Here is a 17,084-nt window from a genome sequence, read left to right as displayed (position 1 = left end):
TAAAAAAACAACAAAACAGCGGTTCTCCCCAATATGGGAGAACCGCTGTTTTGTGTTTTGACTTGCTGACTTTGACTCCGTTCGCTTGAATTTACATCAACATCACTAACATCACCAACACCAACACCAACAACAACATCAACGTCAACGTCACCATCAACATCACCATCAACGTCAACGTCAACATCAACGTCACCATCACCATCAACATCAACATCACCAACATCATCAACATCTACAACAACAACATCAACAAAATTACCAATCGACTTCTAAATCACATCGCCGACTCATAATTGTCCACTGTGGTACGGACCCCAATGGTGTTATTAGTATGTTTTTCGCAGTTCCAGCGTAGTTTCGGACTCCAGTGCAGCTATTCCCTAGAAAGGGTTCTAAATATGATGTTTTGTGCGCCAATAGGTGCATTGAGGTCCGATAGGATCAGAAAAGTGGGGAATTTCTGCGAATAAGGTCAACTGAGTCCGATAGTACCTCGTCCGCCAAAGTAAGGGGAGGTAAACACCCCCGTCCTCGCAAACAACCTACTAGTAAACACCATCGACGTTGCAAACACACTACTGGCATGAACCTTCGTACACGTAACTCCGTATTGGAAGCTACGTCATGCGCAGAAAGCAATTGGATTTAATCAAAGAAGGTTCGGTCCTCAAATTATTTTGGCCTATTTTTCCATTAACTACTTCATCTGTCGTAGTAATTATGCTATACTGCAACTACTACGACAGATGAAGTAATCATGGGGGGATATTCTTGATCAGCAGTGATGTTATACGCGGCTACAATGATACGATGATCCTCTACATGCTGCTGGACGGGGAATCTTACGGGTACGAGATTTCCAAAAATATCAGGCAGTTAACGCAGGAGAAATATGTCATGAAGGAGACAACGTTATATTCTGCCTTCACCCGACTGGAGAAAAACGGGTATATAGAATCCTTTTATCTGGATGAGAGTCTTGGCAAGCGGCGTACGTATTACCGGATTACCTCGTTGGGTCTCGCCTATTACCGAGAAAAATGTGAGGAATGGAAGGTTACGCAGCAAGTTGTAAACCAATTTATCAAGGAGTGGTGATAGAGCATGGAGACGATCATAGTATATCTGGATAATATGTTTGCGGGTCTGCCAAAGACTCAGGAACTGGAACATCTGAAGCAAGAGCTGCTATCCGGGATGGAGGAGAAGTACCTAGAGCTGAAGCTTGCTGGCAAGTCGGAGAATGAGGCGATTGGTATCGTCATATCGGAATTCGGCAATATTGAAGAGCTGACAGCGGAGCTTGGCATCGATCCAGTTGCGCCGGAACAGGCTATTCCGGTGCTGACGGAAGAAGAGGTTTACGCTTATGCGGCGGCCAGACGAAGCGCTGGATTATGGACGGGTATCGGCGTTTTTCTCTGCGCATGCGGAGTGGCGTTTTTGATCACCCTGGATACAATATTTGAAAATAAGGCTGTTATGAGTGATAAAGGTTCTATGCTGGGGCTAGTCGGAATGTTCGTGCTGGTCGCTATCGCGGTCGGGATGTTTATACACAGCGGAATGAAGCTGGATCGCTTTAAGAGTCTGGAGCAAGGTTTTCAGCTGCCTTACGCTCTAAAGATGGCGCTTCAACGGAGCCAAAGTCTTTATGCTCCGACTTACCGTCTTTCTCTGATTACAGGAGTCTGCCTGTGTGTGCTGTCGCCGGCTTTTATCTTCACCACTAGCTATGTCAACGATGACTATGCTCCCTATGGAGTCGCTGCTTTTCTGTTTATTGCGGCTGTAGCGGTGTTTCTGTTCATCTATTACGGGAATATCCAGGGTACTTATACGAAGTTGCTGGAGGAGCCGAAAATCATTGCAGAGAAGCAGGAAGAGAACCGATTTGTTGGAGTTGTTGGGGCTGTGTTATGGCCTTTGGCGACGGCGATTTTTCTGTTCACGGGTTTTGTCTATGGGCGCTGGGACATCAATTGGGCAGTATTCCCAATTGCGGGTATCCTGTCCGGCATGTTAAGCAATGTTAATCATGTTCTGAACCGTAAAGATATCTCCTGATGGTGTTGACTACACTTGTACATTCCTGAACTAGATAGACTATATGTAAGGTATTCTACCAGTAGATTTGGCTGGAGAATACCTTTTTTTGTTGGATTTTAACAGGTGAGCTAAATGAGCTCTTTAATATTTTGACATTTAAATTTTAAGTACGGACTTGGACATATGTTGAGAGAAAGAGAATATGAATATACAACAATAATCTTGTTAAAGAGGCGACAATACATTAACTAGTTAGGAGAAATGATCGATGGAATTCGAACTGGGCAGCATTTTGAAACTAGTAAAACGTAGGCTGCTGTTCATTATTGTATTATGTATCGCTGCAGTCGGGCTCGCTGGTAGTGTTAGCTATTACGTTTTACAGCCGAAATACGAAGCGACAGCTTCTATACTTATTCAAGGGGACAGGCAGCAGAAAGCAATTAATGACATTATGGCCGGACAAAAGCTGGTCACTACTTACGGGGAGATCATTCGAAGCAGCAGGATAGCGGAAGAGGTCGTCAGAAAGCTGCAGCTAAAAATGACAGCAGAAGAGTTACTCAAAAATGTTAAGACAAGAACCAATAGCGAGTCACTCGTAACAACGGTAATTGTGACTGATTCAAAAGCTCAACGGGCAACAGATATCGCGAATGGCTTCGGAGAGGCCTTTAATGCGAATATTCAATCGATTATGGGAGTGGAGAATGTTGTATTTCTCGACCGTGCCAAGGTTCCTTCTGATCCTGTCTCACCTAAGCCCGTCTTCAATATGGCTGTTGCCTTCGGATTGTCGCTGATTACCGGGATCGCAATCTCTATCCTCCGGGAATTGATGGAGAAACCCGTGAGAAGTGCCAAAGATATTCAGCTTGATTTGCAGCTTCCGCTTCTGGGAACCGTGGGCAAATTAAAGCCACGCAAACGGCGGAATAAAGCGAAAACCAAATCAGCAGAAGGAGCCACCAGTTATGAAGAAGAAAACGCCAAAATTATATTGCCTGGAACAACCGAAGTCATCTAGCGGAGATCAATTCCGAAGCATACGCTCCAATATTCGTTATACCCGCGTTGGTGGAGAGATCCGCTCTTTATTAGTCACAAGCTCGCTTCCGGATGAAGGGAAATCAACGGTAGCCATAAACCTGGCGATTGCCATGGCAGAAGCTGGTAAGACAGTTCTTCTCATTGATGGGGATCTACGTACGCCAACGGTGCATAAGGCATTTGATCTGCCTAATTGGATCGGGCTTAGCAGTATCTTAGTGGATCATACCCGCTTAGAGGATTGCATTATTTCTATTGAGGAAGCAGATGGTTTGTCAGTATTGACCTCTGGTCCGATTTCACCAAATCCCGCTGAATTACTAGGCTCTGAAGGGATGAAGCGATTGTTCGCAGAGCTGAGTGTGCGTTTTGATACGATTGTCATCGACTCATCCTCTGTATTAATGCCATTTTCGGATGCCCTTATTTTGGCAACGATGACTGAGGGGGTATTGCTAGTTGTGAAATCCGGAAAAGTGCTCTTAAAGCACACGAGTTCTGCCAAGCACTTGTTAGAGCAGCAGGGAGCACATTTGCTGGGAGCCGTATTGAATTATCGGAAAAAGAGCAGGCGTTCCAAGATTCGTGGTGAAGATTTTGCCGAGTGGGCCTCTTCTTCAGGAATGGTCTGACGTCTATGTCATTTGCTTCTCTTCGTTATTTGCTCGGGAATATCACTTACGCTGGTGCTCAGTTTGTGATTGTGATCCTGCTGAATAAATTCGGGTCATCGGCAATCGTGGGGCAATATTCGCTAGGGCTTGCAGTTACTGCTCCGATCTTTATGCTGTCGCATCTACATCTTCGTTCCGTATTAATCGTTGATTCATCGGGGAAATACAGTTTTGGAGACTTTCTGGGCTTACGGCTGATAACAACCGCCCTTGCGTTTACGATTACCGCAGGTTTTTGCATAATAAGTGGTTTGGATTGGAATACAGTATTGGTTATTTTCTTCATCGGTCTGTATAGAATCGTTGAATCAATCAGTGATATTTTATTAGGCATCGTTCAAAAGGAGGAGAGATTAGATCAAATCTCAATCTCCAGAATGGCAAAAGGGTTATTCTCCATTCTAATCTTCATCCTCGTATTTATCCCTACACAGAGCCTTGTTCTTGCCTTGTTAGTCATGATTATCGGATGGTTAGCGATAACGATTGGATATGATGCTCGTAAAGCGAGAATATACACTTCTCTCAGGCCACTCTTCAACAAAAGAAGCCTATGGAGTTTACTGATCGTCAGTTCACCGCTAGGCCTGGTATTGGCGTTGATGTCGTTAAATACGAATATCCCATTATATGCGATTTCCTATTTTAAAGGGGAGCATGACTTAGGTATTTATGCTTCACTCTCATATATGATTGTTGCCTGCAATGTTGTCGTCACCGCACTTGGTGAAGCCATAACACCACGTCTTGCCAGGTGGCACGCAGGCGGGAGACACAAGGAGTTTGTCACTTTACTCAGCCGAATGATAGCGATGGGTTTGGGTTTTAGTGCGGTCGCTTGTTTGATAGGGTGGTTGTTTGGACACAAGCTGTTAACCGTATTATTCAGTTCAGACGTGGCAGGAGAGTTAGGGTTGTTTCATTGGCTGCTGGCGTCCACCATGCTGGTATTTATTTCATCCTACCTGTGGTACGCCATAACGGCTACCGGAAGGTACAAAGCCCAGATTCCATTGTTTTTGTGCACAGCATTCACTAATGGCTTGTGTTGTCTGATCTTCGTACCTCATTACGGGGTAGTAGGTGCTGCGATGGGAGCTAGTTCGTCGTTATTTGTACAGATGATTGGCAGTGTAGTTGTGCTGTATCGTGTCATCGGAAAGGTGAGAAAACGGGAACAATCGGAAGCGGCGGCATAAGTTCTTGTTTTATAGGAAAGTAGGAAAGTAGGGACTTGTATGACATCTGTATCTGTTGTAGGGAAGCCCTACACCATGCACAATTTATTTCTGTTTGCGGTCATGGGGTACATCATATGCCTTCCGGCGCAGATTGATTTTGGGGGAGCCTTCCGTATCGCCCCGTCGGATCTCTTCTTAATGTTAGGTTTATTTGCCGCTGGATTCCATCTCAAATTGGACCGGAGGATATTCAGTTCATGGCATTGGGGCATGCTGTTCATTTTTGTTTTAGCTTCCTTTGTATCCATTTGGCGCAACGGCTTCATTACTCAATACGCCCTGCTGCAAAAAGATATTGGATTTATTCTCCTTTTGTTGACCTACATCATGCTTGTGCAAGCAGCAGATAGCTGGGAACGGTTATATAAAATGCTCCGATTTTTCCTGATCAGTGTGCTGCTCTTAAATGTTGTTGCCCTATTCGCTTTTTTCAGCGGAGTAAAGGTTCCGTTCATGGTGCAAGACGGGCGGTTGTCCGGCATGTTAATTGATCCCAATGCATACGGGGGATTGCTGGTGACGGCTTTTGCCATTCATATCATGACGAGTGGGGAGAAGATAAAGCTGCTGCGGGGATGGGTCAGCGTACTAGCGACGATAAGCTTAGCCGGGGGCATTATAATGACCTTCTCGCGCTCGTCTTGGATTGGTCTGTTCCTAGTATTACTTACACTTCTGATTACCAAACCGTCCAGACTGATCAAGATCGGTATGGGGTTTGGGGTGGCTTTTATAGCTCTGCTGCTGTATAAAGGCACCGCTTATCTAAATGTACTGGAGTCTATGTCCAGCAGACCTTCGCAGATTCAGTCGCGTCTTGACATCATTGACAAAGCGGTGGATTGGATCGCACAAAGTCCGTTATTAGGCATTGGGCTTGGTTCCTATAATTACGAACTGCGCATTATTATCCACAACACCCCTATATGGTTTTTGACTGAATTCGGCTTATTGGGCTTGATTGTATATGGCGGATTTATGATTTGGTTCTTCATTGTGGGTATCCGTTCTTATCGTGCAGCAGATCCGATTCATAGACCAATTATTATGGCATTGCTGCTGTCCCATGCGGCGATGATTGGGTTATCGATGGGCATTGAGGCGTTATTCCAGCGGTATTGGTGGTTCATGATGGCGATGAACGGAGCTTGCATCCGGTTAACAGACAAAAACCTGAAAGGAGAGATGCCCTATCGAACCCAACACGTTGAAAGGCCAACTGGGCGCAAGCTTCGACAACGAGCAGAGCAACCTCAATAAAAGCTCAAGTAAGGACATCGGGAGTATCCCAGCTGAGGGCGGCTTACAAGCAAAGGTTGCTTTTGTAGCCTCCATATATGGGCATTTCGAGAGTTTTCATTTACCTTACATGGTGTTATTGCAGCAAAAAGGGTGTGAAGTCCATGCTTACGCTCAGCCGGGCGAAGCCAGACAGCGCTTGGAACAGCGGGGAATTGTATGTCACGATGTACCTATACAACGAAGTCCTTTACAGTTGAAGAATTGGACGGCTCTGCGGATCTTAACTAAAAGCTTCCAAGCGGAAAAATTTCAGTTCGTCCATGTACATACACCAGTGGCTTCGATTCTCGGACGGATTGCAGCCCATAGAACAGGTGTCCCCAGCCTATTGTATACAGCTCATGGTTTTCATTTTTTTAAAGGTGCTCCTCTTCTGAACTGGATGCTTTATTATCCGTTGGAGTATTTGATGGCCCGTTGGACGGATGTGCTGATCACTATCAATAGTGAAGATTATGAGCGCGCTCAAAAATTCCCTGTGCGAAAAAAAGTAACTTATGTGAGTGGAGTCGGGCTTGATCTTCAGGTATACGGTAGCGGTGAGAGGGATAATGAAGTTGCAAAAATGAAGGGGGAAAGTCGTCGCCAGCTATTTGATTTACCTAAGAGATACAATGATAATCCTTCATTCGTTGTTCTCTGCGTCGCTGAGTTAAATGCTAACAAGAACCAAAAACAGTTGATCCAAGCACTACATCATTTGGGTGATCAAGCAAGCGATATTCATCTAGCATTCGCAGGTACAGGTCCTTTCGAGCAAACTCTTATAGAACTTGCTACTCGGTTAGGGGTTAGGGATCAGGTGCATTTTCTGGGGTTTCGAAGAGATATACCGGATTTGCTACAAGCGTGTGATGTTGCGGCACTCGTGTCCTATCGCGAGGGGTTACCCCGGGCGATTATGGAGGCGATGGCAGCAGGTAAACCCGTGATCGGCACACATATTCGGGGCATTCGCGATTTGATTGAGCATGAGTCAACGGGCATGTTGGTTCCAGTAGATGATATTGCTGCTACGGCAAAAGCACTGGTTCAACTGCGAGCGGACGCAGCTTTGACCGCAGCAATGGGGAAAGCGAATAAGGACAGGATTATTCGCTATGGATTGCCTGCGGTGCTTTGTGAAATGGACTCGATTTATATAGAAGCGCTGAATGAACCAGGGATAAAGCCATTTCCGTCTGAATTACAACCGGGTCTGACAGCAGATAGATAATTCATTCTCGCATATAAGACAACATACGAATAAACGAATAATTAGTTAATTAGGGAGAAAGAAGTGATGAAAATGCGGATCGTACGTTTAGTCATGTTGGATGCGGGAATTATAGCGGCTTCAGTGTGGCTTGTGTTTTTACTTCGGTTTGATTTTCAAATCCCTGAGCAGTACATGTGGATGCTTCCGTGGGCGATACTCATTCACATTATGGTGTACGCAACGTTCTCATTTGGATTCAAGGTGTATAACAATATCTGGCGATACACCGGTATAGGTGAGTTATTGCAGCTGCTAAAAGTGAGTGCTTTAACACTCTGTGGAGTGGTCGCTGTCAATGTATCTACGCATGTATTCGTCCCTTCTTATCGATTGCCGATTTCGATTTATTTTGCAGCGGGATACGTATTTCTCGGCATTGCCGGCTTACGTTTAGTAAACCGTCTCATCAACGATAGATTTGAAACAGCGGGGGCAAAGGGTTCATCCGAAGGCAATCTGCTAATCGTAGGGGCAGGGAAAGCAGGCATCCTCGTTACCAAAGATATCAAGCATTCAAGATTTAAATTCATGAACCCAGTCGCTTTCATAGATGATGATATCTCAAAGCGCAAGCTGGAGCTTATGGGGTTACCGATTGTCGGTAACCGTAACTTCATTCCCCAGGCAGTCGAGCAGCTGGATATTTCGTTCATTATCATCGCTTTGCCTACGGCTCCACAAAAGGAATTACTGGAGATCATCGAAATCTGCAAATCTACCAAAGCTCAGATCAAGTTAATGCCCAGTATGACCGATATTTTGGACGGGAAAATGGCCATTAACATGATCCGTGAAGTATCCGTAAATGATTTGCTGGGGAGAAGCCCAATAGAAATTAATACGGAAGAGATTCGTGAGAATTTGGGAAGCGAGTGTATTCTCATCACCGGTGCAGGCGGTTCAATTGGTTCGGAGTTATGCCGGCAATTGGCTGCGTACCGTCCGAAGGAAATGCTGCTTTTGGGGCATGGAGAAAATAGCATTTATCTTATTGAACAAGAATTGCGGCAGTTATATCCCGATCAGATCATTCATCCCATTATAGCGGACATTCAGGATGTATCGCGGATTGATAACGTTTTTCAAAAATTCCGCCCCTCCATTGTGTATCATGCCGCTGCTCACAAGCATGTTCCTCTTATGGAGATGAATCCAGTAGAGGCAGTTAAAAATAATGTGATCGGCACAAGGAATGTAGCGGAAGCGAGTGCTAAATATGGCGCTAAACGGTTCATCCTCATCTCATCGGATAAGGCGGTTAATCCTACCAGTGTTATGGGTGCCACGAAACGAGCCGCGGAAATGATCATTAATGATCAGAATTCCTTAAGCAAGACGGTTTTTGCTGCTGTACGTTTTGGTAATGTGCTGGGCAGTAGGGGAAGTGTCATTCCGTTATTCAAAAGACAAATCGAAAACGGCGGCCCGGTGACGGTTACACATATGGATATGGTGCGTTACTTCATGACGATACCCGAAGCGGTACAGTTGGTTATTCAAGCAAGTGTGCTGGCACAAGGGGGAGAAGTGTTTGTGCTGGATATGGGTAAGCCAGTTCGTATATACGATCTAGCGAGGGATTTAATCCGCTTGTCGGGTCTCGAGCCTGACAAAGATATTCCCATTGTGGTCACTGGCATTCGTCCTGGAGAAAAATTGTTTGAGGAGCTTTTGACTGAAGAAGAAGGGTTATTGGTCACTAACAACTACCGTATTATGATTAGCCGCCCGCAAAGTGTCTCCAGATCTGAACTGAATTTGGTGTTGGGGGTTCTGGAGAACTTGTGCAAACGGTATGAACTGATGCCAAGCAGTCATCAGATCAAAAAACTGCTAAAGCAGCTAATTCCAAGCTATTCGGGTTTTCAGGAAGAAACGCAGGTGGGCACACATGATCTTGAACGCATTAAATCCGAAGTTCATGCGGGAATCTGACCTATGAAGTCGACTAAGTATTCATGGATGACAAGATTATGGGGCAAGCGCGACAAGCCAATTACAGGTAAACGTTCACGCATGCGGCGGGTGGGACGATACAGCCTGATTGTTATTCTTGTTGTGGTTGTAGTTGGGGGGATCTGGATTGGAGGGATATTGAATCCAGAGCATCGTTTTAACAAGGCGATTCTTAACCCCTTGACGATCCCTAGCTCTAATGTGGTTACGGACAATGAAGAGATGGTACAGTCGCTCAGCACACCAGCCCCACAAGCGCAAACGGATGAGCTTATCCTAACAACGCCTACACAAACTCCAGCTGCGGCGATATCCCCAGCAGACAAGAAAAGCTCATCCTTTAATGTAGTGCTAATTGGAACAGACACTTGGGGCGGAGAAAGCTCGCGGGCAGATACGATCATGGTTGCCCATGTGATGCCGGATCAACGGAAGGTTAATATCGTATCTGTGCCGCGGGACACGCGGGTTTATGTGCAGAATGTCGGCTATACCAAGATCAATCATGCACATATCGTTGGTGAGACAAAGGGTGGGAATCAGCAGGGTACGCTGACACTGATTCAAGCCGTTAGTGATTTTATGAATATTCCTATTCATTACTACATCAAGACGAACTTCTCCGGTGTTCGTGATTTCATCGATTCGATTGGCGGGATCGATATGCTAATTGATCAGGATGTGACCATCACTCCGGAGATCACCATCAAGAAAGGTGAGCAGCATCTGGATGGTGCCCACACGCTTTATTTAGCAAGGGAGCGCTACTCGACTCCGGAGGGTGACTTTAGCCGCCAACGGGAGCAATTCAATATCGTTCGGGCTGTAGCCAAAAAGCTATTAAGTCCGGAGCATATTCCTGATCTAGCTGGACTGCTACTGCGTGAAAAGAAAGACATTATTGATACGAGTTTTAGTGACAGTGATTTGATGAGCTTAGCTTGGCTATTCAAGGGAATGGATTCCGCGGATTTTGCTTACGAACAGATTCCTGGCCATAACAGCTCTGCTCTAGATCCGCTCGTCCGAACTAAAGTGTATTACTGGAGTGCTAATTCGGAAGAGGTAAAGTCACTCACAGAACGTCTTTTTACGGAATAAGAGAAAGGCGGGGGGATGACTACCATGTATCGCCATATGAAGCGGGGCTTCGATTTGGTGGGAGCGATCTTTATGTTAGGTGTGTTTAGTCCGGTCATGGCTGTAGTGGCGTTGCTGATTCGGATAAAGTTGGGAAGTCCTATTTTGTTCAAGCAGCAGCGGCCGGGCATGGGAGAAAGACCCTTCTACATCTACAAGTTTCGAACCATGGCTGAAATGTATGATGCGCAAGGCCAGCCGTTATCGGATGCTCGGCGTTATATCAAATTCGGCGGATTGATTCGAAAGCTGAGTCTGGATGAGCTGCCGCAATTAGTGAATGTTGTGAAGGGAGAAATGAGCCTGATCGGACCAAGACCTTTGCTCATCCGTTACAGCCCGCATTACTCTGAACGGGAGCGGCTGCGATTCACTGTAAGACCCGGAATCACGGGATTGGCGCAGGTATCTGGACGTAATACTTCGGAATGGAAACAGCGGCTCTCCTATGACGTTACCTATGTTGAGAAGCTGAGCTTTAGATTAGATGCGTTGATCTTATGTAAAACTGTGCTGAAGGTTATCCGCCAAGATGACGTTGTGGCCAATCCGGGTGAGCATAGTCTGCCGCTCGATGAGTACAGAATGAACCAAAAGGAGGGGTCGGCATGAATTTGCGGTTTAGTCCGCTTCAGGAAGATGATATTCACCTTGCATGCCGGCTCTTACAGAGCAACTTGCCAGAGTCGGTCTACAATCAAACCATATTCGCCTGTGGCGGTTATCCCGAATATTTGAAAGCAGCATGTAAATGCGGAAGCCATTCAGCAACACTGCTGATTGGTGCCTATTCTGAAGATCTTCTTATTGGATTCGCTGAATGGAGAAGAATGGAGCAGATGCTGGTTCTGAATAACTTGAATGTGGACGCAGCTTATCGAAAAGACGGCATCGGCGGCAAGCTTATGGCCTACGGGGAGACGTTAGCCCAAAAGGATGGCATTTCGAAGCTGGCACTTGATGTATTTTCGTGGAATGAGCAAGCTCATGCTTGGTATTTGCGGCTTGGTTTTGCAGAGGAAGGCCGGACTTACTGGTATGTAAGAGATTTGGCTCCAGCGATTGATAGGGATAGAGAAGCATTGGCGTACATCATAGATGATTACCCGATGGCAGAAGCACATCATCAAAAGTATGGATTCTCTTCTCTTAAGATTAGAACGAAGGAAGAGACTTCAGTAGTGGGCCGGTTAGGTGAACAGTATTATCGTATCCAGCTGCAAAGTGGAGGGTGGAGTGGCTGCAATCTTTTGACAGACGTATTAATGGATTTAGACCGGGAGAAAAGGCTGCTGTTGCTTTCTTCAGATGCTTATTTGCGTGAGCGAGACCCCGAGCTAATCTTAAGCACTGAAAGTATACGTATGATCAAAATATTGGAGAATCAAGAGGTGTTGTATGAGTAACTTCATCGTGCTAGGCAGCTCTAGTTCAGAGGAATGGGATGCCTATTTGAACCAGTTAGAGACGAAGGATATCTATTTCTCCTCAGCGTTTTTTCGGCTGTTTGAGGACGGAGAGCACCAGCAGGCAGAGCTGTTTGTATTCAAGCAGGGAGACCAGCTCATCATTTATCCTTACTTGCTTCGTTCCATAAGCCATCTTCCTGCTGTAATCCAACTGGGGCTTGAAGGTGATTGGTACGACATTAGTACACCTTATGGATACGGGGGACCGATATCGAATCTCCCTCCAGGAGCCGAACGAAGTGAGCTGTACCGGCAATTCAGTGAAACGTTCACGGATTACTGTAGAGAGAAAAAGATCATGACCGAGTTTGTAAGATTTCATCCCTTGATTGGCAACGCTACGGAATATCAAAGCGGTCTGACCACTGAGTGGAATAGAAATACAATATATATTGATTTGACTGTGGGTTCGGAGGCAGAGCTCATCCGGCATTATGGCAGCAATCATAAACGGAATATTCACAAAATAAAGTCTGCGCCCTTTACAATTCGGAATTCCAATCTGAAAGATCGTATTGAGTCCTTCAGTGAATTGTATTACGGAACACTAAATGATTTACAGGCGGATTCTTTTTATTATTTCCCCAAAAAATTTATAGAAGATACTAGTTATCTACTTGAGGGGAGAGTAGAGCTATTCGAAGCTATGGTTGGGGAGAAAACGGTGGCAACCAGCATCGTGTTACATGAACGACCGTGGATGCATTATCACCTATGTGGTTGGGATCGCGCCTATCTGCAGTGGTCACCTACCAAATTGCTAATTCACGCAGCAGCCAAGTGGGGGATGGAAAATGGCTTTGAACGTTTTCATCTTGGCGGGGGATATAAGGGGAATGACGACTTATTTCAATTCAAGCATAGATTCGCGACACAACTGGAACCCCTTGACTATTACTTAGGTAAACGAATTTTTTTTCCAGAGTTGTATGAGCGGATCATATCCTTTTGTGACACTAGAGTATCAGGAAGTTACTTTCCGCTCTATCGGCATCCAGAACTCGATATGATATGTATTCCATCTGGAGAAATCGGTCCAAATGGAGAAAGGAGCCTCGCATGAGCATTCGTCAAACGAGCATTTTGCCACGAATCTTGTTATCCCCCCCGCATATTAGTGGACGTGAGCAGGTCTACATGGAGGACGCTATACACTCTGGTTGGATTGCTCCTATTGGTCCGCAAGTCGATGCGTTCGAGCGGGAGATGGCCGCCTACACAGGATCAAAGGGTGCACTAGCGTTAAGCTCTGGCACGGCGGCGATTCATCTCGCACTTCGTCTAGCCGGTGTCACACAAGGAGATTACGTGATCTGTTCAACGCTCACGTTCGTAGCTAGCGCCAATCCTATTTTATATTTGGGGGCCACCCCCGTATTTGTCGATTCAGAGCCTGAGACCTGGAACATGTGTCCGCTAGCTTTTCAGCGGGCCTGCCAAGATTTGAATGACAAAGGGCTGCTGCCAAAAGCGGCTGTTGTCGTCAATTTATACGGACAAAGCGCAGACATGGAGCCCATTGTAGAAATAGCTAACCGATATGGAATTACCTTGATTGAGGATGCTGCCGAATCACTGGGTGCTTTCTACCAAGGCAAGGCCAGCGGAACCTGGGGCCAATTCGGAATCTATTCTTTCAACGGAAATAAGATTATTACGACCTCAGGTGGGGGCATGCTCGTATCTGACGATACCGAAGCCCTAGAGCAAGCGCGCTTCTGGTCTACGCAAGCCCGAGACACTGCCCCTCATTATCAACATTCCGAAATGGGATACAACTATCGGTTAAGCAACCTGTTGGCAGCCATAGGACGCGGTCAATTAGAACTGCTTGAAGAGCGAGTAGAGCGTCGCAGATCTATTGGCCGGCGATATAGGGAACGTTTAGGTTCCATACCGGGTCTTCATTTTATGCCGGAAGCGCGCAATTGTCGCAGCACGCACTGGTTGAGTGCGCTGACCATTGATGAAGAAGTGGCAGGGTTCTCTTCACAACAACTTCTGTCATGTCTGGAACATCACAATATAGAAGCTAGACCTGTATGGAAACCGCTGCATTTACAACCGTTGTTCGAGAGCAATTACTACTATCCTTACAGTGAGGAATACAGTGTATCGGATAAATTATTTTCAACAGGTGTCTGTCTGCCTTCTGGAAGCTCTTTATCGGATGAGGATTTGGAACGTGTCATTTATGCGATAGAGACATGTAACCAATACCGTTGATTCATCTTATTTAGCCTTCCATCCACTCGCAGCTGATCCGCTTTCCTTCACATACAAAGTGGCTTGTGCGGTGCCATCCGTTCGCATAGCCAGACTGCCAACTGGGGCGGTTACGACTCCCTCGGGCGAACCTTCCACTATGAACACTGCGGGCAACACTGCCCCGCCAGTGAGGCGAATGGCCCGTTTGAAGTTACCGTAGGTCGAGAACCATTCAAGAAGCGAATAAGGATTATACAAGGTGCCTAGTGATGTGCCTTGCATGCCGATTAGTGTTTCGAATTCTAGAATTCGCTTTACCTTCACTGCTCGGGTATCAAACACCGCTACATTATTGAGGCGCAGAGACGGTTTAGCTGCACCGTAAGAAGAGACTAGCACTACCTGATTGGTTCCGCTATTGCGGACGATCATATTGTCGACAGTAGCCATTGCGTCAGACTCCGTTGTGAATAAATGCAAGGTATTGCCCGTTAAATCCTGTGCATCTATCGTCCCCACATAAAGATCTCCTCCGTCGATTCGGACACCACTTGCTAAGGTGGAACCCGAGCCGTACATTCCTAACGAACCGATATGCAATCTTGGTTTACCTCCGGCAGCATTAAACGCTGCATAGATCGCAGGGCCTCCGATGCCATCGAACTTGGCGCTAGCGATATCAATAAATTGTGAATAGATCGTCTGTAGGCCGAAGCTAGCTTTGTGATCGGTGGAGCGGATAGCCAAATGATTGATTTTCAGCGTCAATCCATAGGACAGTAAGGCTGGACTTACCGATCCGCTTACACGCATATCTAGTGAACCGATGTCGAGTGTCCAGAGTCTAGCGATAGCATCTGTAAGCCCTGCTGATAGATCGTTACCGAAACCAATGGTTGTCAAGGAGTCGAATCGCTGATAAAAGCTGCGCGTTCCTTTAAAGACGTCGGGTTCAAGATCGAGAGAGTTAGCGCCAGTAAAACCCGGTGCGCCACCGCGGCTATTATTCAGGACTGCTCTGTTGACATGAAGCTGGTCTACAAAATGGACCACAAAGTTCTTTCGTCCAGCAGTCTCACAGCGTGCATATCCGATGTGCACATTAACGGAGGGGATTTCTTCTGTCCCCCCAATGAAGATATTATCCCCATAGCAATCGTGAGAGTACACTGACTCTATCGTTATATTTTGCGAAGAAGAAATGAACAAGCCGTGAAGCTGATCGTTGACGGCTGTTTTAACAGTCGATGCACTTCCATCAATTTCAAGGGTTCCCGCGATTGTAATATTTGAGGCATTTAAGATGACTAGAACCCTAGTGTCTGAGGGTGGATTCGGGGCAAGCACAAGTTTGGAGCCGGCTTCAAAGCTTAAATTCGTTTTGGCCGGAATTCGAAGACACCACCAGTCGAGGACGGAGGGGTTACGCATGCGTCCCGAAGATACCTTATATACACCAGGAGGAAAGATTACTACTTTGTTTTTGGCGTTTCCCGCATTGATAGCATTTTGAATCGCTACTGTATCGTCCTTGATACCGTTTCCTACAGCGCCGTACGATCGGACGTTCACATAACCGTTAGTCTCAGGGTCTAATTTAATAGATGTGACCGCACCATCAGAAAGAATGGACGTAGTCACCGAGCTGTCTGGAATAGGGGCAGTAGCCATATACTTCACTCCTTTATACTTTGATTTTGTATTTTATGTGAATTTTTCGGGGAATGCACGGTACAAAGATCACTCTTAGCGGGCGAAAGGAGTTTTTTATTTTGAAGGTATTGGTAACTGGGGGGTTAGGCTTTATTGGGTCCCATGTGGTTGATCGGCTAATAAAAAAGGGCATAGAAACTGTGATTGTAGATAATGTATCCGGAGCCTCCGGTCTGACTTATATGAATCCTGCTGCGGTTTTGTATAAGTACGATATTCGGGATGAGACTTTGCATGAGGTTTTTAGCCTTGAAAAGCCAAACGCAGTCATTCATCTGGCTGCACAGATCGACGTCAGAGAATCACAGCGGAACCCGTTATTTGATGCGAATGTGAATATTGTTGGCACGCTGAATGTACTGCGCATGTGCGAGATCCATCAGGTTCAAAAGCTAGTTTATGCCTCATCGGCAGCGGTTTATGGGAACCCGGAATATTTGAGCATTGATGAGCAGCATCCCTTAAATCCCGAGTCCTGCTATGGTGTATCCAAAAGTGTACCAGAGTCATATATTCGGATGTTTGCCAGCTTACATGGGCTAAAATATACGATACTGCGTCTCGCTAATGTATATGGGCCAAGGCAAAGTTCACATGGGGAAGCTGGCGTTGTTTCCGTTTTTCTGGATCGTATAAAGCAAGGGGAGGATCTCGTTATCTATGGGGACGGTGAGCAGACTAGAGATTTCGTCTATGTGGAGGATGTGGCGCAGGCGTTCGTTGATGCGGTTCAGACCGACGGCAGAGTGAATAATGAGACGATGAATATTAGCTGCGGAATACCAACCTCGATAAATACGATGGTTCGGATATTAGGGGACATCACGGGTCGGGATTTCCTGACAACCTATGCGGATCCTCGTCCGGGGGATATTCTCCATAGCTATTTAAACAATCAAAAAGCCCAGGAATTATTGTCTTGGTTCCCTAACCATAACTTTCATACCGGGCTGGAAAAAACAATTACTGACCGCTTAAGTGTAGGAAGCGCAGTAGATCATTAAAAGCACCCATTGAAAGG

At 46.0% G+C, this 17,084-nt stretch carries 16 protein-coding genes; 14 read left to right on the top strand and 2 right to left on the bottom strand.

The window, feature by feature from the left end; translation table 11 throughout:
* Positions 1-91: 91 nt before the first annotated feature.
* Positions 92-235: a hypothetical protein gene (locus PODO_RS31150; RefSeq protein WP_155288141.1), complete on the bottom strand. Its 144-nt coding sequence runs from the start codon at positions 233-235 to the stop codon at positions 92-94.
* 539 nt (positions 236-774) lie between these two features.
* On the opposite strand from PODO_RS31150, the gene PODO_RS17290 reads away from it, so the two are divergent.
* The 13 genes from PODO_RS17290 to PODO_RS17230 all read left to right on the top strand — a co-directional run bounded on the left by PODO_RS17290 (position 775) and on the right by PODO_RS17230 (position 14,368).
* Positions 775-1,101: a PadR family transcriptional regulator gene (locus tag PODO_RS17290; RefSeq protein ID WP_036688249.1), complete on the top strand. Its 327-nt coding sequence runs from the start codon at positions 775-777 to the stop codon at positions 1,099-1,101.
* A 6-nt stretch (positions 1,102-1,107) separates the two neighbouring features.
* Positions 1,108-2,070, top strand: coding sequence for a permease prefix domain 1-containing protein (locus PODO_RS17285; protein ID WP_038571780.1), 963 nt, complete (start codon positions 1,108-1,110; stop codon positions 2,068-2,070).
* A 250-nt stretch (positions 2,071-2,320) separates the two neighbouring features.
* Entirely contained in the window at positions 2,321-3,079 is a 759-nt protein-coding gene (locus tag PODO_RS17280) for a YveK family protein (protein ID WP_038571777.1), read from the top strand.
* Positions 3,027-3,734 carry a CpsD/CapB family tyrosine-protein kinase gene (locus PODO_RS17275; protein ID WP_038571774.1) on the top strand — a complete coding sequence of 236 codons (708 nt, stop codon included), beginning with the start codon at positions 3,027-3,029 and terminating at the stop codon, positions 3,732-3,734. Before PODO_RS17280 ends, PODO_RS17275 begins: the two co-directional genes overlap by 53 nt.
* 5 nt (positions 3,735-3,739) lie before the next feature.
* On the top strand, positions 3,740-4,975 hold the full coding sequence (locus tag PODO_RS17270; protein ID WP_038571773.1) for an oligosaccharide flippase family protein: 1,236 nt from the start codon (positions 3,740-3,742) through the stop codon (positions 4,973-4,975).
* Positions 4,976-5,050: 75 nt separating this feature from the next.
* Complete coding sequence (locus tag PODO_RS17265; RefSeq protein ID WP_038571772.1) at positions 5,051-6,277, top strand: O-antigen ligase family protein; 1,227 nt, start codon at positions 5,051-5,053, stop codon at positions 6,275-6,277.
* On the top strand, positions 6,225-7,535 hold the full coding sequence (locus PODO_RS17260; protein ID WP_052097107.1) for a glycosyltransferase family 4 protein: 1,311 nt from the start codon (positions 6,225-6,227) through the stop codon (positions 7,533-7,535). Before PODO_RS17265 ends, PODO_RS17260 begins: the two co-directional genes overlap by 53 nt.
* A gap of 66 nt (positions 7,536-7,601) precedes the next feature.
* Positions 7,602-9,512 (top strand): polysaccharide biosynthesis protein, encoded by a 1,911-nt coding sequence (locus tag PODO_RS17255; protein WP_051491571.1) that lies wholly within the window; start codon positions 7,602-7,604, stop codon positions 9,510-9,512.
* Positions 9,513-9,515: 3 nt separating this feature from the next.
* Positions 9,516-10,634, top strand: a complete 1,119-nt coding sequence (locus PODO_RS31975; RefSeq protein ID WP_244886348.1) for an LCP family protein — start codon at positions 9,516-9,518, stop codon at positions 10,632-10,634.
* Positions 10,635-10,670: 36 nt separating this feature from the next.
* Positions 10,671-11,285, top strand: coding sequence for a sugar transferase (locus tag PODO_RS17245; protein WP_036689052.1), 615 nt, complete (start codon positions 10,671-10,673; stop codon positions 11,283-11,285).
* The gene (locus PODO_RS30095) at positions 11,282-12,079 is read left to right on the top strand and encodes a GNAT family N-acetyltransferase (RefSeq protein WP_051491570.1); all 798 of its coding nucleotides are present in this window, start codon (positions 11,282-11,284) and stop codon (positions 12,077-12,079) included. The genes PODO_RS17245 and PODO_RS30095 overlap by 4 nt, the downstream gene beginning before the upstream one ends.
* Complete coding sequence (locus PODO_RS17235; RefSeq protein WP_038571771.1) at positions 12,072-13,205, top strand: GNAT family N-acetyltransferase; 1,134 nt, start codon at positions 12,072-12,074, stop codon at positions 13,203-13,205. The genes PODO_RS30095 and PODO_RS17235 overlap by 8 nt, the downstream gene beginning before the upstream one ends.
* Positions 13,202-14,368 (top strand): DegT/DnrJ/EryC1/StrS family aminotransferase, encoded by a 1,167-nt coding sequence (locus PODO_RS17230; RefSeq protein WP_038571770.1) that lies wholly within the window; start codon positions 13,202-13,204, stop codon positions 14,366-14,368. The genes PODO_RS17235 and PODO_RS17230 overlap by 4 nt, the downstream gene beginning before the upstream one ends.
* 6 nt (positions 14,369-14,374) lie before the next feature.
* On the opposite strand, the gene PODO_RS17225 is transcribed toward PODO_RS17230, so the two are convergent.
* Complete coding sequence (locus PODO_RS17225) at positions 14,375-16,021, bottom strand: glycosyl hydrolase family 28-related protein (RefSeq protein ID WP_038571769.1); 1,647 nt, start codon at positions 16,019-16,021, stop codon at positions 14,375-14,377.
* A 101-nt stretch (positions 16,022-16,122) separates the two neighbouring features.
* On the opposite strand from PODO_RS17225, the gene PODO_RS17220 reads away from it, so the two are divergent.
* Entirely contained in the window at positions 16,123-17,067 is a 945-nt protein-coding gene (locus PODO_RS17220) for an NAD-dependent epimerase/dehydratase family protein (protein WP_036688229.1), read from the top strand.
* Positions 17,068-17,084: the final 17 nt, after the last annotated feature.

This window comes from Paenibacillus odorifer, from assembly GCF_000758725.1.
Taxonomy (GTDB): domain Bacteria; phylum Bacillota; class Bacilli; order Paenibacillales; family Paenibacillaceae; genus Paenibacillus_AQ; species Paenibacillus_AQ odorifer.
Note: the sequence above shows the minus strand (reverse complement) of the source record. Positions and strands in the feature narration are given on the sequence as shown.

Coding starts and splice junctions, on each gene's coding strand:
- PODO_RS31150 (WP_155288141.1), bottom strand. CDS start 235: ATGTTGATGATGTTGGTGATGTTGATGTTGATGGTGATGGTGACGTTG.
- PODO_RS17285 (WP_038571780.1), top strand. CDS start 1,108: ATGGAGACGATCATAGTATATCTGGATAATATGTTTGCGGGTCTGCCA.
- PODO_RS17280 (WP_038571777.1), top strand. CDS start 2,321: ATGGAATTCGAACTGGGCAGCATTTTGAAACTAGTAAAACGTAGGCTG.
- PODO_RS17275 (WP_038571774.1), top strand. CDS start 3,027: ATGAAGAAGAAAACGCCAAAATTATATTGCCTGGAACAACCGAAGTCA.
- PODO_RS17270 (WP_038571773.1), top strand. CDS start 3,740: ATGTCATTTGCTTCTCTTCGTTATTTGCTCGGGAATATCACTTACGCT.
- PODO_RS17265 (WP_038571772.1), top strand. CDS start 5,051: ATGCACAATTTATTTCTGTTTGCGGTCATGGGGTACATCATATGCCTT.
- PODO_RS17255 (WP_051491571.1), top strand. CDS start 7,602: ATGAAAATGCGGATCGTACGTTTAGTCATGTTGGATGCGGGAATTATA.
- PODO_RS31975 (WP_244886348.1), top strand. CDS start 9,516: ATGAAGTCGACTAAGTATTCATGGATGACAAGATTATGGGGCAAGCGC.
- PODO_RS17245 (WP_036689052.1), top strand. CDS start 10,671: ATGAAGCGGGGCTTCGATTTGGTGGGAGCGATCTTTATGTTAGGTGTG.
- PODO_RS30095 (WP_051491570.1), top strand. CDS start 11,282: ATGAATTTGCGGTTTAGTCCGCTTCAGGAAGATGATATTCACCTTGCA.
- PODO_RS17235 (WP_038571771.1), top strand. CDS start 12,072: ATGAGTAACTTCATCGTGCTAGGCAGCTCTAGTTCAGAGGAATGGGAT.
- PODO_RS17230 (WP_038571770.1), top strand. CDS start 13,202: ATGAGCATTCGTCAAACGAGCATTTTGCCACGAATCTTGTTATCCCCC.
- PODO_RS17225 (WP_038571769.1), bottom strand. CDS start 16,021: ATGGCTACTGCCCCTATTCCAGACAGCTCGGTGACTACGTCCATTCTT.